Raw genomic sequence first — 12794 nt, forward strand, 5'->3', positions numbered from 1 at the left:
AGCCGGGCAGCATGATTCAGTCGCCGGTCTGCCGCCCCGGTGTCACGATCGCGAAGTCCGGGTCGAAGGGCTCCAGGAGGGCGGCGAGGGCGAGCAGCTGGGTGGGGTCGCCCTCGATGCGGAGGTCGCCGTTCTCGATGGCCGCCCGGGCGGCGGCGGGATGCTGCAGGGCCGCCATGGCGATTCGCGTGCCGGTGAGTGTGGTCCGGACGTCGGCGACGTGGCCGGGGCGCGCATTGAGGACGCCGTTACGGACCCACATGGTCCACTCGGCATCACAGTCGGTGAAGGTGAAGTTGATTCGGATATCGACGTCGGCGGCCTTGGCGCCGACGACGTGGATGGCGAGGTAGTCGAAGAACAGGTCGATCGGGATGGCGGAGACCACGTCGGGGACGTCGGCGGTGACCGCGCCGCGCTCCTGGATGCCTTCGCGCAGTTCGAGGGCGGCGGTCAGGAAGATCGCCCGGTACTGCGGCACCTCGGCCTGGTAGCCGAGCTGCTCGTAGGCGTCGGCCTGCAATTCCCGGGCCTCGGCGTTGTCCGGATCGGCGAAGACCAGGTGATGCAGAATCTGTACGGCCCAACGGTAGTCGCCGGCGCCGAGGGCCTTGCGGCCCTCGGCCAGGATCCGGTCCGCGCCGATCAGGTCGACGTGCCGCTCGGCGTTGTCCTGCGGCAGCAGGGGGTAGATGGTGGCCGGATCGCCGTCCCAGAACCCGAGTTCCTTGTGGAAGACGCCGCGCACATTGTGGTGTAGACCGCCGTGGTAGTAGCGGTTGAACCACTTCTTGCCCAACGCATCCGGCAACTCCACGATTTCGGCGGCCTCGAGCGGGTCGAGGCCCTGATTGGCCAGCCGCAGCGCCTGATCGTGGATGAACTTGTACATGTCGCGCTGGCCTTCCAGGAAGGACACCACATTCTGGTTGCCCCACACCGGCCATGAGTGCGGGCCGAAGTGCACCTCGGCCTGATCGCCCCAGCGCACCAGGGTTTCGTCGAGGTAGCGGGCGAAGTTGCGGGCGTCACGGGTGCGTGCGCCGCGGATGGTCTGGATGTTGTGCATGGAGTGGTTGGCGTTCTCCGCACAGGTGAGCGCCTTGATCTCGGGAATCCAGATGTGCATCTCCTCGGGCGCCTCCGTGTCGGGCGCGTAGAGGAATTCGAAGGTCCAGCCGCCGAGCGTGCGCACCTCGCCGGTACGGGTGATGGGGTCGGTCGGGGACAGGTAGCTCATGTCCGTGCCGATCTCCTCCGAGCCGGCGGCCAAGCCCATCGTGACTCTGCCGCAATCACATTGGGGCAGCAGCCCGCCGAAGGTGTAGCCCATGCGGCGCAGCATGGCATTGCCGGCGATGAGGTTCTCCCCGAAGGCGTGCTTGTCGAAGGATTCGATGGTGCCGGGCGCGATGATCGGCACCCGGCCCGCGGCCACATCAGCCTCGTCGACGACACCCTTGACGCCGCCGAAGTGATCGGCGTGCGTATGCGTATAGATCACGGCCACAACGGGTTTGTCATTGCCCAGCTCCGCGCGGAACAACTCCAGTGCCGCCTTGGCCAGCCCGACTCCAGTACCGGTGTCGATGATGACCAACCCGTCCGGTGCGTCGACGAACGTCAGATGCGCCCCCAGCCGCACCTGGTACAGCCCGTCGACCACCTTGTACAGGCCACTGCGCTTGATCAGCTGCGACTGCCGCCACAGGCTGGGATGCACGCTCTCCGGGACCGGCGCGTCATCGGTGATGTAGTCCAGCGGCCGCTGGTCGTACTGGATGCGGCCCTCGCTGTCGCGCAACAGGCCGTCGGCGAATCCGGCGATGAACCCTCGATCGACATCGACATAGTCCGCGCGATCCTGCCAGGGGAAGTACTCGGCCGCGGCCCGGTTGGCGGCGGCGGTGATCTCGGTTGCCGGTTTCAAAGGATCCTCCGTTCAAGATTTGGCTACATGCGTGTCCAGAATAGAACTATTGGATACACCTGTAGCCAGACTTGTTGTGCAAGTCACCCGCGACGAAAGAGCGCAGAACGACGGCCGGGTACCCGCGCCGGACTTATCGCGGCGGTCAGAGCCTGGATTCGAAGGGGGCCAGCAGTGGCAGCGACAACTCCGACGTGTAATCGGCGACCGCGTCCACGTCGGTGCCGAGCCGGCCGGCGATCCACTCCTGGATCACCTCGACGAACGCACCCGTGACCATCGCGGCGCCGACCCGCGCCCGGCCCGGATCCTCGTCGGGCCGCTCAGCGGCACTGCGTTCCAGCACCACATCGATGAACATCCGCTGCGCCGCCTCGCGCCGTTCGGTCAGCACAGGATTGGCGCGCGCCTCGGTGAACAACACCCGGCCCCGACGTGGATCGGCCGAACAGAACTCCAATACCGATCGCACGATCAGCGGCCGCCGGCCCGCCGGACCCCGATCCGGCGCGATTGCCGCGCGCACATGCTCGACCAGCCCCGCGACCACGTAGTCGAATATCGCGCCCAGCAACTCACCGGTGTCCGAGAAGTTCTCATAGAAGTAGCGGGTGTGCAACCGCGCGGCACGCGATACCGCGCGCACAGTAACCGCTCCCTCGCCTTCGGTGCCGAACAACTCGAAACCGGCCTCGACGAGCAACTTCCGACGTTCGCTGCGCCGCGCATCCATCCCCACGCCCGCCCAGCGGGTGGCCGTTGCCGGAGATTCAGCGCCCATCGAGTTGCTCACCACGTCAACCTAGCTCACTCGGGCAGTGCCGCCGGTAACCCGAAATCAACACGGCATGGGCACCTCGGCCTTGCCGGCCGGAGCGCTCGAGTGCGGACGTCGTGCACACGGTTGACGAGTGGGCTACCTCACATCTACAGTCCCAGACTCATTGCCCGAATTAGTCATCGAGTCCATCTTCAGACAGTCAGTCCAATAACGATGGCTCAGGCAATACGACGCCGATCGAGATGAGGAAGCACCCATGAACATGCGCCGAGCGACCCTGACCGCCGCCGTCCTGGCCGCGAGCATCGCCACCACCGCGACCGCCGCAGCGGACACCGCGCCCGAAGCAGCCGAATTCCACGCGAAACTCCTCGACGGTGCCGTGGTCACCACAGTCGAGCAGGGCATGTTCACGCTGACCGACGACAAGCAGTCGATCGCGATCCACGACGCCGCCGGCCGGACCGTCGACTCCCTGCCGTTGACCTTCACCCTCGACGGGCAACGCCTCCCGTTGACGCAGCAGATCTCCGACGCGGGCCGCACCCTACGGCTGACCCCGAACCTGACCGCACTGGACCGATCCGCGCTGCGCCCTGTTGCCTCGCCGCTCGAGAATCAGCTGGCCATGAACGACCTCATCAATGCCGTCAGCCTGGGGACCTCGATCGGCAGCCTCGTCGGGACCGCTATCGGCGCGGTGGCCGGTATCGGGGTCGGCATTGCATTGGCCGGGGCATCCTGCCTGGTGCTGAGCCTGGGCTGCGTGGTCACGGTGCTGCCGATCGTCGGCATGGTCGGGGCCGTGGGCGGGCTCGCCGGGCTGGTCCTCGCGGGCGGCCCGACCGCGGCCGCGGCGGCCTTCAACTACTGGACCACCCTGCGGGCCGAACCCGGGCAGACCCAGTACGCACCCCAGGTGACGGACAAGCCCGGCGGCGTCCCCGCGCACGCCGACAACTGAGCCACCGCAATCCAGAAGGACTCGGAATGAACCTCCGCACAACGACATTCGCCGCAATCACGGCCAGCACGGCACTGCTCGTCGCCACGCCCCCGGCCAATGCCGAACCCGAAACCCCGGCCCGCTACTCCGCCGCTGTGGTCGACGGCACCGTCGTCACCACCCTCGACGACGCGACCTTCACGCTCTCGGCGGATCAGCGCTCGGTGCTGGCACACGACAGCGCCGGGCAACTGGTACTGGCCCTGCCGCTGGCCTTCGACCTCGACGGCGTGGTCCATCCGATCCGTCAGCAGATCCTCGACGCAGGCCGTACCCTCGTACTCACCCCCGACAGCGGACTCCACCCGATAGCCTCGCCGCGCGAGAATCAACTGGCGCTCACCGATTTCGCCGGCAACATGACCAAGGCCTCCTTGGCGGCCACGGTCGGCGGTTTCGTGATCGGCGCCCTCGTCGGCGCGGTGATCGGACTCGGTTCCTGCCTGATCGTCGGCCCGGGCTGCCTGGCGACAGTCCCGGCGGCGATCCTGGCCTTCGCGGGCGGCGGCGGCCTGGCCGCCACCCTCACACTGGGCGGGGCCGCGCTCGCACAGGGACTGTGGAAGTACGTGACGACCCTGCAGGCCGAACCCGGCCAGAGCGAATACGCCGACCATGACGGCCTGCTCGATCCCGACGGCACCGGCGTCCCCGACGCCACCCTGCGCATCCCGCCGCTGTCGCTCAAACCGTTGATCACCGGCTCCGCCAGCGGATCCGCAGGTCACTGAGCCCTCCGGGTCAGGCGCGAGCGGGAGGCTCCCCGTCGAAACCCGACGCCCAATAACGGCCCCGCGTCGAGACATCGAACAGCTGGCCGGTCACCTCTTCGGCGCTCATCGGCGATCCCGATTCGAGCCACCACGACAGATTGGTGAGCAACTCCCCCACCCACGCCCGTGCCAGAATCCCGACATCGACACGAGGCTCGACAGCCTGAGCCTCCGACCGGGCGGCAAAAGCCCGGATGGCCGCAGCGCTGCGGTCCTCGACGAACCGGCGCAACGCCCGGCCGTCGCCTTCTCCGCGCAGCACCACCCGATAGGCGTCGTGTTCTTCCGCCGCATGGCGGAACAACTCCAGCACGGCCTTGCCTGTGAATCCTTGCTCCGTCACACCGAACACCGGATCCAGCCGCCGCTGCATCTCCTCGATCAGCTCGGTGACGATGTGATCGAGCAGTGCGTCCTTGTCGGCGTAGTGGGTATAAAAGGTCGCCCGCCCCAGATCGGCACGTTCGGTGATGTCCTCCACGGTGATGGCCGCGTATCCACGCTCCAGCACCAAGGACAGAAACGCCTCGCGAAGCTGCCGACGACTACGCCGCTTCCGGCGATCTTCCACCACCACAACCCCTTCCCGAAGCCGATGCACTGCACACGATCGTAACCATCGTGGACACCACGAACGAATTCGAACACCACATCCAGAATCGAACCGCACCCTGCGACCGGCCAGGACCGCGGCCATGACCCGTTGCTACCGGTCTACGGGGAGGCCGGCAGTGGCACCCAAGTTGATCCCGATAGCCTGCGCATGCCCTCAGCCCGTGGACCAGTCGTGGACCCCGACCGCACGGAACCCACTCACCCGTGGACCGATCATCCCGGCCTCGCCGAGTCAGCGATGGTGGTGCCGTACTCCCTATTCGGTTGCAGCCGAACCTTTCTCGCGCCATAGACGATGGCCGGGCGAAAGGAGCGTCACCGACCATCTGGACCGCGTTCGTTCGGGGCGTTCGGGGGTCCGGACGAGTCTGTCGGACATGGCGGTGCCGCAGCACGGATGAGCGGCCGCAGTCCGCGGCTGGGCCGGTACGCCACAGGCCGCCATCCCCAATCCATGCTCTGGCCGATCGGCGCCAAGCCCCGGTCGCGGTCCGGTTGACCGCTGGCCAGGCCGGGGACAACCCGCAACCGGTGGGGTTGCTCGATGATTACGCCCAGAACCGTCGCGGGCCGGGCGAGCCCGGCCGCGACTTCCGGCTGCTCAGCGACAAGGCATACTCGCATCCCAGCACACGAACCGAATTGCGTTCCAGGAGAATCAAACACACCATCCCTGAGCGCAAAGACCAGATCGCCCGCCGCAAGGCGAACGGATCAGCAGGAGGCCGACCCCCGGCGTTCGACGCCGAACTCTACGGTCTGCGCAACACTGTCGCGCAAGGATTCAATCGACTCGAGCAGTGGCGAGGCATCGCGACGCGCTACGACAAGTACGCGCTGACCTACCTCGGCGGCGTGCTATCGGCCTGCGCCGTCATCCATGCCCGCGTCGGGACCAGCAGAACGCTCTAGATCAATCCGGGCTCACCGGTGGCTGCGAATCGAACGACAGACCGGTGGATCAAATCGAGAAACTCTGTCAGGTTTTCGGTGACTCTCTCGAAGCCACTGCTGAAGGAGGCAGCGCTCGAACGGTGAACGGCTCCTTTCGAATCGGCCGCGAACAAGATGCCCCCACCGTCGGAAGCGAACACCAAGCCGTGCGGATTCTCGTCTGCTGGCAGGAAGACGGTGCCTTGCTCCCGGTAATGTCCCAACGTCAGCTGAGCCGGATGGATGAAATAGCCGTTTCCGACGTCACCCAGTACGACTTCACCCACGTAACCATAGAAGGCCATCAAGTCAGCGGCGGCTACCGGCACCGTGGCCAGCTCGGTGACCGCAGCCAAATCAGCTTCGTCCACAAGACGAACCTTGTTATCACCGGCCGGGTAGCCGAAAGTCGCCTCGAACGAGCTGGTCACCCTCTCCACCTCGGCCGTGACCGCATCGCACCACCGTGATAGCCAACCTGCCGACAAATCCACCTGGCCCACAACCCGAATCATCGCACGACGGACACGCCGGACTCATCAGCCCATCGAATGGCTCAGGCTATTCGGAGACACACCCTAGGCGCGAATCAAGGCCACGTTCTTCCATGCGTCGACCTCACCACAACATGACCGCATTGGAACCACGCTAACGTAGCTGCGGCGCAGACGGTTTGGACGATTGGCATCCGAATGTGCAACGCGCGAGCAGCAGTCCGACCGCGCACGCCCACCGCATACTGCGGGAGTTCAGTTCTCGCTGGGGCGCTGGTGGCCGTGTTGGAGTTTGGTGCCTGACCGGTCGAGTACCGCGACGTCCTTGCCCGATGCTGTCCACACCAAGATCCCGAAGTCGCACCAAGACACTTCGAAGTCTGCGTTGCCGATCATCTGTTCTGCGAAGTCACTTTCATCGAACTCGATGGTGAAAGCATCTCCCGGGCGTAGCCAGTACTCCTCTGCCCACGGCTCAACCCAGACCAGGAATGGCTTGTCCGAGTGCGGGTTGGTGAATCTGATCCTGGGCACGGCCGAAGCGTAGGGCAGCAGAAGGTATGCCGCAGGCCGACTCTGGGCCCGACCACCGCGCGGCTCGCGGCCGTATGGGACGTTTCGCGCCGCGAAGTCACACCCAGATCGTTGCGAGCCAAACGGTCACGGCTGCTGCGAGAAGAAGGGTGATGCTGAGGGCGACTTTGTGGTCTGCGCCGGTCAGATGGACCGGGATCGCGCCGACTTCCAGAAGTACGAACCCGATGGCCGCGGCGACAGCGAGCCCGGGCGTAAGGCCGGTCAAGGGTCAGAGGGTGCATGCGCCCTCGAACAGCGAATCAGTGGGCGCGTCCACTGGATAACGTTGTGCCGCACCAACTTTGGTTGCGAAGACCTGACCGAGTCAGTATGAGCCACGGACCACGCCCTGACGGCGGTTTCGGTCACCGTACCGTTTCCTGCGCCAACGCCACCTACGCGCCGCCTTCGGTCCGATCGGCCGGACTGCCAGCTGGTGATAACCCACCCAACTGTCGGCCGAAACCTGGCAACGGGTCGATGGTGTGGCGGTACCGCCGGGTCGGCTGATGCGCACCGCGAGCGGCTGGAGCGAACCGGCACCGGTGCGCTGCTGCCACGGGCATCGCCTGCTCGAGGACGGGAACTAGCTGCCGGCATTGCACCGCAGCTGCATCAGGGCGTCGAACGGATTCGACGCCGGCCGTGTATTCACGGGCGCCGGCGGTGGTGGGTCCGGCACCACCGTACCGAGCTTGGCCCACGGAAATTCGCTGAACAGGTCCGCATAGTGAGTGACCGAGGACGATTTCCTTCTTACCGTTGCAGTCAGACGCCATGTCAACCGGCACCGACGCGACCATCTAGGGGTGCGGCGGCGCGCTGTACGCGCTGCAGTGGGGTCACGCCGAGCCGCCGGCCCGTGTAGCACAACGTCCAGAAAGGCATTACGTTCTGAGCGTGTCGCGCCCCTTGCATCGCGCGACACCTCGCTCGGGAATGCCGGATCGCGGTCATGCCAACGGGTGCCCGACCGTGTCGTTCAACTCGAGGTCGCGCGGTGCCGGGATCGGAGGTCCGCTACGAGATCTCCTCGGCCGCAGGCCGATACGCGGCACCGTAGAAAAAGCAATCGAATTCGATCATTGAATTCGCGGGCGGAATGAAGATCAAATAGCGTTACCTCAGCAAAACATGCCGTTAGCTCATTATTAACTGTGACTGTTTGCACAATAATAGTGGTGGCCTTGCAGATCTCTTCTCCATAACATATCAATATGCGCCGCGATGGCGTCGTTATCTGTCTGTGAAAGGAAGACCACATACATGTTCTCTCGCAAGATCATTGCCGCCGCCACCCTCTCTGCCGCCGCCCTGTTCCTCGGCCCGGTCGCGATGGCCTCGGCTGCCGGCTCCCCCGCTGCCGGCTCCCCCGCCACCGGCCTGGGCGCGGGTTCGGCTGACGCCGGCTCGTCCTCGGGTTCGGCTGGCTCGTCCTCCGGTTCGGCCATGCTCTCCTCCGGCAGCTCGGCAATCGACACTGGTACCCACGCCATGGTCAACGTCCTCGATCTGATCAACGGTGTGAGCAACCTGGGCAAGCCCAAGTCCGCCTCCTGATTCGGGGTGCGAGACCGGTAAGGGCTCGTATTCAAGTGGTCTGAATTCGTCTGCTGGGTGAGCACGAAAACCGCTGAGAGCAACGGTCGCCGCAACTTGCCGCGACCGTCGTTCCTATCGAGGCTGCCCGGTCAGAAGAAGTAGCTGCCGCCATTGCACCGCAGCTGCATCAGGGCGTCGAACGGATTCGACACCGGCCATGTGTCCACGGGCGCCGGCGGTGGCGGGTCCGGCACCGCCACACCGAGTTCGGCTCACGCAAACTCGCTGAACAGGTCCGCACAGCGGGTGTGACCGAGGACGATTTTTTCGCCCTTGTCGAACCATTTCAGGACGACACGCTTTTCGCAGCACGCGTCGCTGCCGCACTATGGCACGCCGGCACGCTCACCGAATCCCTCGGGAATGCAGCCCAGGAGGAGAGGACGGCAAAGATCGGCGGCGATGGTCCGCTTGGGCGTGCGACCAGCGTTGTTGCTTCGAATTCGGGATGGTCCGAGCTGCTCGGTTGGAAATTGGTCCCGAGCGCCATGTGTCCTACCTGAGTTCGACAGCTGCGATCATGTAGCGGGCCAGTTCTTCGGGGTCCTCGCCGCCGAGATCAACGCCGTCTGCCCCGGCCCGACCCTGACTCCAGGGTGAGGTCGCCGACGTGGTCCAGTTGCTCCACATGATCGCGGTGGACCGGATGATCGGGGTGCTGCCCCGCTCGCTGGTCGAACCGGTGCCGGCCGGCCTGGTCTGCGTCCCCGTGACCGACGCGCCACCCAGCCGCCTGGTCCTCGCCTGGAACGAGCAGGACCGCCGGCCGCTGGTCGCATCGTTCGTGACCGCAGCACTCGGGACACGCGAGGTCGGTGGCGACACCCGCGACCGCACCGATCCGGACGTTGCCACACCTGTGGCAGCGGGCGCAGTCGGAGCTGAGGCCGGACGTGAGAGTTCTCAGGTGAGCTGGCGGAGCGCGAACGCCTGACCTGCGGTCCGCCAGCGGCGATTGGGTGTCCGTCAGCGAGTGCTTCTCAGGCTGAGTGGCGGTTTCCGTGAACCGGTCACGCTGGCTGGGTGCGTGGCACGACGGTGATTCGGTGCGCAGTGCGTGGGGGAAGTAGCTGACGGCGGCTTCGGGCTGGACAACTCCGGTGCGCAGGCGTTCGACGCCGCGGTGGGCGACGGGGGTGATCCCGAAATCGCAAGCGGCGCTGGTGATCGCGTCGGTGCGACAGCGTTATCCGCGAGCGTCAGGCGTCGTCGGTGGTTACGGTGGCGCCGACGAGGCCGGCGGCCAAGCGCAGCAGGCGGTATTGGAGGCCAGGGGAGGCGATGACGCGATACTCGGCGATTCGGGGAAGGTGGCGCAGACGGGAGAGGTAGAGGATGTTGATGGGGTTGGGGAGGGTGACGGCACGGACGTCGACCGTGTAGGTCCAAGGGGTGGTGCGGTGTTGGGCATAGCGTTTGGCGGCGGTGTAGTCGGCGCGAATGAGGCCAAGTCCCACATAGCCCACCGCGCGAACGGTGAATTCGGCCGGGTCGTCGGATTCGGTGATGATGGCGCTACCCCAGCGCCGGGTGAGAGTCGTCGTGGTCATGACGGGTGGTAGCCCTTCTGTGCCAGGTGATTCGGAAATCGGTTGCATGCTCGATCAGGTGCGGGCCGATCGCCTGGACGGGGGTGTGGACGCCGGGTGGGATCGGCAGGGCCAGGGCATCCGCTACCAGCCGGGCGCTCAGTCCGTAGGGGTCGGTGCCTTCGGCCACCGCCGAGCCGGATCCGGTGGGCGCCGTAGCCAATGCCGTAATGGTGTAAGCGCAGCGTCGTCGTACGAAACCCGGCGGGCCAGAGGGTGTTCCGGGAAGCGTCAGGAGGGACCTGAGCAGCGGGGTGTCGCGGGGAGCCGCCAAGCCCAGCAGGTAGGAGGCCCAACCGCGAGCGCCGATCGAGAAACGGATGTCAACGCTTGTCTCGGGGTGGCGGCGCGCGGCCACCACACGTTCGCCGCCCGGCCAGTCCTGGTAGTAGCGCCCCGCCGTGGGCAGCAAGGCGGCACGGCCGAGTTCATCGGCCATGGTCAGGCCGGACAGCGCAGAACCGTTGCTGGGCCAGAAGTTTCGCATGTGATAGTCGACGGTGACGGTGCGCGCAGGGCCGGAAACCGAGCGGAGGGCTTGCTCCAACGCCGTCTCCCCCACCGCGAATTCGAATCCGCAGCCCGCGACCACCGGTACCGGCGCGGCGGGAAATGCCTTGTACAGCTTGGCGATCGAGGCGGGCTCACCGCTCACATCGAGATAGCCACAGCCCGCGGCGACGGCGGCGCACAGTGTGGGCACCGCCGTGTCGATCATCCGGGAGGTGGCGTTCACCACCCAGCGTGGGCGATGCCGGGTCAGCGCCGCGCGCACCGATTCCGTCGCACGGGCATCGACGCGCTCGTCGGCGATCGACCGCAGGTCCGCGGTGACGACCTCGACCCCGCGGTCGATCAGTTGCGCCCGGATCAATCGGCCGGTGTACCCGTGGCCGAGCAGCAACACCTCACAGCGCCGCGTCATGGCCGGGTTCCGCGGTCAGTGCGACGATCTGGTCGTGGAAGGCGGCCTGATTCGCGGTCAGCACCGCCACCGTCTGCTGCATTTCCACCAGCGGCGCGATCTCGCCCTCCACATCCATGTCACCGACCATGAACGCCTCCAGCGCGGCGGCGATATCGGCGTTCACGAACAGGTCGCGGGCGGCGGCGTAGGTCATGGTCACCACCGTCCGGGGTTGCGCGAGCGCGCCGAGGCGCAGATCGACCGTGCCGTCCAAGTGCAATCGGCGCACGCCCCAGCGGCAGTCGGTGATCTCGAAGTTCACCGCCAATTGCCGGACCTGCTCGGGGATCTCGACCTCGGGGAAACCGGCACGCAGCCCCGTCACGGCCGTCAGCCATTCATCGGAAAGGAATTCGTGTTTCACTGTGGCGCACTTCCATTGCGCTGGGCGGCCTTGGCCCGATAGCCCCTGATGGCCGCCGTCACCGCGCCACCCGCGGCGTTGATGAGGGCGGACCGGTTGCCGACCAGTACGCTCTTGGACTCCTCCTGTGCGGTGGGTGCGGCGAAGGCCGGGGCGACCTTGCGAATGAGCAATTCGTAGGAGTGCACGGTCGCCCGCTCGTCGGCCCAATCGTGGCCGAGCACCAGGAAGGTGCCGAATCCCCCTGAGCTGTTCTGGATTCGGTCCAGGAAACCGGTGACATCGTCGACGTCGCCGATCATGCCGAGCCCCGACTCATTGATGGCGTCGACCACGTCCTCGCCCGCACCGACACTCAGGCCCACCGGCAAGGCCGCCACCCGCTGGAAGTAGTCCAGCCATTCGGCCAGCCCGAAGCCGACCTCCCGCCGCGCCTCGTCACGCGTGCTACCGATGTGTATCGGTGCGACACAGCGCCATCCGGCGCGATCCGCCGTGCGGCCGGCCGTGTCCGCCTCGGCCTCGTACACTTTCCAGTGGTTGGCCAGGAACGACGAGCCGCCCTTGGAGGCCACGCTCAGCGATAACAGGCCGAGGCCCAGCTCTCCGGCCAGCGCGGGACCCGAGGGGGACAGCATCGAGGCGACCGCCAGTTCCGGTCCACCGACTGTGTAGGGCCGCAACTGCAGTCGCGCCGAATCCAGCCGGAACCAATCGGTTTCCGCGCTGACCGGCCCGTCTCCGCGGACCAGATCCAACACATACGGCAGCGCCTCGGTCATGCGCGGACGCAGCAGCACCGGATCGATCCCCATCATGAGCGCATCGGAGGGCAGCGCCCCCGGCCCGAACCCGAAGACGACGCGCCCCCGGGTCAGGTGGTCGAGTTGCACGATGCGGTCGGCCACCAGCAGCGGATGGTGGTAGGGCAGCGATATGACGCCGGTTCCGAGCCTGATACCGCGCGTGCGCGCCGCAGCGGCGGCGATCATGATCTCCGGGCTGCCCACGATCTCGCTACCGCCGGAATGATGTTCGCCGAACCACACCTCGTGGAAGCCGAGCCCGTCGAGCGCCTCGACCAGTCTGAGATCCCGTTCGAACGCGAAGGCCGCTGTCTCGGAGGTGCTGTGGAACGGCGCGATGAAACTGCCGAACTTCAAA

General features: G+C 66.3%; 15 protein-coding genes and 1 pseudogene. 6 read left to right on the top strand and 10 right to left on the bottom strand.

All coding sequences use genetic code 11. The features are described from left to right. Window positions 1-16 precede the first annotated feature (16 nt). Together ABZ909_RS39915 and ABZ909_RS39920 are read right to left on the bottom strand one after the other, a co-directional pair. Complete coding sequence (locus ABZ909_RS39915; RefSeq protein ID WP_357010964.1) at window positions 17-1930, bottom strand: alkyl sulfatase dimerization domain-containing protein; 1914 nt, start codon at window positions 1928-1930, stop codon at window positions 17-19. Window positions 1931-2075: 145 nt separating this feature from the next. Continuing rightward, window positions 2076-2723 carry a TetR/AcrR family transcriptional regulator gene (locus ABZ909_RS39920; protein ID WP_357010966.1) on the bottom strand — a complete coding sequence of 216 codons (648 nt, stop codon included), beginning with the start codon at window positions 2721-2723 and terminating at the stop codon, window positions 2076-2078. A gap of 244 nt (window positions 2724-2967) precedes the next feature. Between ABZ909_RS39920 and ABZ909_RS39925 the strand changes: the two genes are divergently transcribed. Together ABZ909_RS39925 and ABZ909_RS39930 are read left to right on the top strand one after the other, a co-directional pair. Further along, complete coding sequence (locus ABZ909_RS39925; RefSeq protein ID WP_357010968.1) at window positions 2968-3675, top strand: hypothetical protein; 708 nt, start codon at window positions 2968-2970, stop codon at window positions 3673-3675. A gap of 26 nt (window positions 3676-3701) precedes the next feature. Further along, window positions 3702-4448 (top strand): hypothetical protein, encoded by a 747-nt coding sequence (locus ABZ909_RS39930; RefSeq protein WP_357010970.1) that lies wholly within the window; start codon window positions 3702-3704, stop codon window positions 4446-4448. A gap of 10 nt (window positions 4449-4458) precedes the next feature. On the opposite strand, the gene ABZ909_RS39935 is transcribed toward ABZ909_RS39930, so the two are convergent. Continuing rightward, window positions 4459-5187 carry a TetR/AcrR family transcriptional regulator gene (locus tag ABZ909_RS39935; RefSeq protein ID WP_357010972.1) on the bottom strand — a complete coding sequence of 243 codons (729 nt, stop codon included), beginning with the start codon at window positions 5185-5187 and terminating at the stop codon, window positions 4459-4461. A 362-nt stretch (window positions 5188-5549) separates the two neighbouring features. Here ABZ909_RS39935 and ABZ909_RS39940 point away from each other — a divergent pair. Next, a pseudogene (locus tag ABZ909_RS39940) lies at window positions 5550-6017 on the top strand (transposase); the annotation flags it as partial. Here ABZ909_RS39940 and ABZ909_RS39945 read toward each other — a convergent pair. The 3 genes from ABZ909_RS39945 to ABZ909_RS39955 all read right to left on the bottom strand — a co-directional run bounded on the left by ABZ909_RS39945 (window position 6014) and on the right by ABZ909_RS39955 (window position 7334). Continuing rightward, the gene (locus ABZ909_RS39945) at window positions 6014-6469 is read right to left on the bottom strand and encodes a hypothetical protein (RefSeq protein WP_357010974.1); all 456 of its coding nucleotides are present in this window, start codon (window positions 6467-6469) and stop codon (window positions 6014-6016) included. The pseudogene ABZ909_RS39940 and the gene ABZ909_RS39945 sit on opposite strands and share 4 nt — an antisense overlap. Before the next feature lie 318 nt (window positions 6470-6787). Further along, window positions 6788-7066, bottom strand: a complete 279-nt coding sequence (locus tag ABZ909_RS39950; RefSeq protein ID WP_357010976.1) for a hypothetical protein — start codon at window positions 7064-7066, stop codon at window positions 6788-6790. 97 nt (window positions 7067-7163) lie between these two features. Further along, the gene (locus ABZ909_RS39955; RefSeq protein ID WP_357010977.1) at window positions 7164-7334 is read right to left on the bottom strand and encodes a hypothetical protein; all 171 of its coding nucleotides are present in this window, start codon (window positions 7332-7334) and stop codon (window positions 7164-7166) included. Between the two features lie 1040 nt (window positions 7335-8374). Between ABZ909_RS39955 and ABZ909_RS39960 the strand changes: the two genes are divergently transcribed. The 3 genes from ABZ909_RS39960 (at window position 8375) to ABZ909_RS39970 (ending at window position 9644) form a co-directional block, all read left to right on the top strand. After that, a complete protein-coding gene (locus ABZ909_RS39960) occupies window positions 8375-8668 on the top strand; it encodes a hypothetical protein (RefSeq protein ID WP_357010979.1) in 294 nt (97 codons plus the stop codon). 290 nt (window positions 8669-8958) lie between these two features. Next, the gene (locus ABZ909_RS39965) at window positions 8959-9213 is read left to right on the top strand and encodes a hypothetical protein (protein WP_357010981.1); all 255 of its coding nucleotides are present in this window, start codon (window positions 8959-8961) and stop codon (window positions 9211-9213) included. Window positions 9214-9320: 107 nt separating this feature from the next. Next, window positions 9321-9644, top strand: a complete 324-nt coding sequence (locus ABZ909_RS39970) for a hypothetical protein (RefSeq protein WP_357010983.1) — start codon at window positions 9321-9323, stop codon at window positions 9642-9644. Window positions 9645-9909: 265 nt separating this feature from the next. Here ABZ909_RS39970 and ABZ909_RS39975 read toward each other — a convergent pair whose 3' ends face one another. Genes ABZ909_RS39975 through ABZ909_RS39990 form a run of 4 tightly spaced genes read right to left on the bottom strand, consistent with a single transcriptional unit; the run spans window position 9910 to window position 12793 of the window. Next, complete coding sequence (locus tag ABZ909_RS39975) at window positions 9910-10260, bottom strand: hypothetical protein (protein ID WP_357010985.1); 351 nt, start codon at window positions 10258-10260, stop codon at window positions 9910-9912. After that, window positions 10226-11224: a hypothetical protein gene (locus ABZ909_RS39980; protein WP_357010987.1), complete on the bottom strand. Its 999-nt coding sequence runs from the start codon at window positions 11222-11224 to the stop codon at window positions 10226-10228. Before ABZ909_RS39980 ends, ABZ909_RS39975 begins: the two co-directional genes overlap by 35 nt. Continuing rightward, window positions 11208-11630, bottom strand: a complete 423-nt coding sequence (locus tag ABZ909_RS39985) for a hypothetical protein (RefSeq protein WP_357010989.1) — start codon at window positions 11628-11630, stop codon at window positions 11208-11210. The genes ABZ909_RS39980 and ABZ909_RS39985 overlap by 17 nt, the downstream gene beginning before the upstream one ends. Beyond that, complete coding sequence (locus ABZ909_RS39990) at window positions 11627-12793, bottom strand: LLM class flavin-dependent oxidoreductase (protein WP_357010991.1); 1167 nt, start codon at window positions 12791-12793, stop codon at window positions 11627-11629. The genes ABZ909_RS39985 and ABZ909_RS39990 overlap by 4 nt, the downstream gene beginning before the upstream one ends. Window position 12794: the final 1 nt, after the last annotated feature.

The organism is Nocardia sp. NPDC046763 (assembly GCF_040645495.1).
Lineage (GTDB): Bacteria > Actinomycetota > Actinomycetes > Mycobacteriales > Mycobacteriaceae > Nocardia.

Excerpts from the sequence above, each read along its gene's own strand:
- ABZ909_RS39925 (WP_357010968.1), top strand. The coding sequence starts at position 2,968 with ATGAACATGCGCCGAGCGACCCTGACCGCCGCCGTCCTGGCCGCGAGC.
- ABZ909_RS39930 (WP_357010970.1), top strand. The coding sequence starts at position 3,702 with ATGAACCTCCGCACAACGACATTCGCCGCAATCACGGCCAGCACGGCA.
- ABZ909_RS39935 (WP_357010972.1), bottom strand. The coding sequence starts at position 5,187 with ATGGCCGCGGTCCTGGCCGGTCGCAGGGTGCGGTTCGATTCTGGATGT.
- ABZ909_RS39960 (WP_357010979.1), top strand. The coding sequence starts at position 8,375 with ATGTTCTCTCGCAAGATCATTGCCGCCGCCACCCTCTCTGCCGCCGCC.
- ABZ909_RS39975 (WP_357010985.1), bottom strand. The coding sequence starts at position 10,260 with ATGACCACGACGACTCTCACCCGGCGCTGGGGTAGCGCCATCATCACC.
- ABZ909_RS39980 (WP_357010987.1), bottom strand. The coding sequence starts at position 11,224 with ATGACGCGGCGCTGTGAGGTGTTGCTGCTCGGCCACGGGTACACCGGC.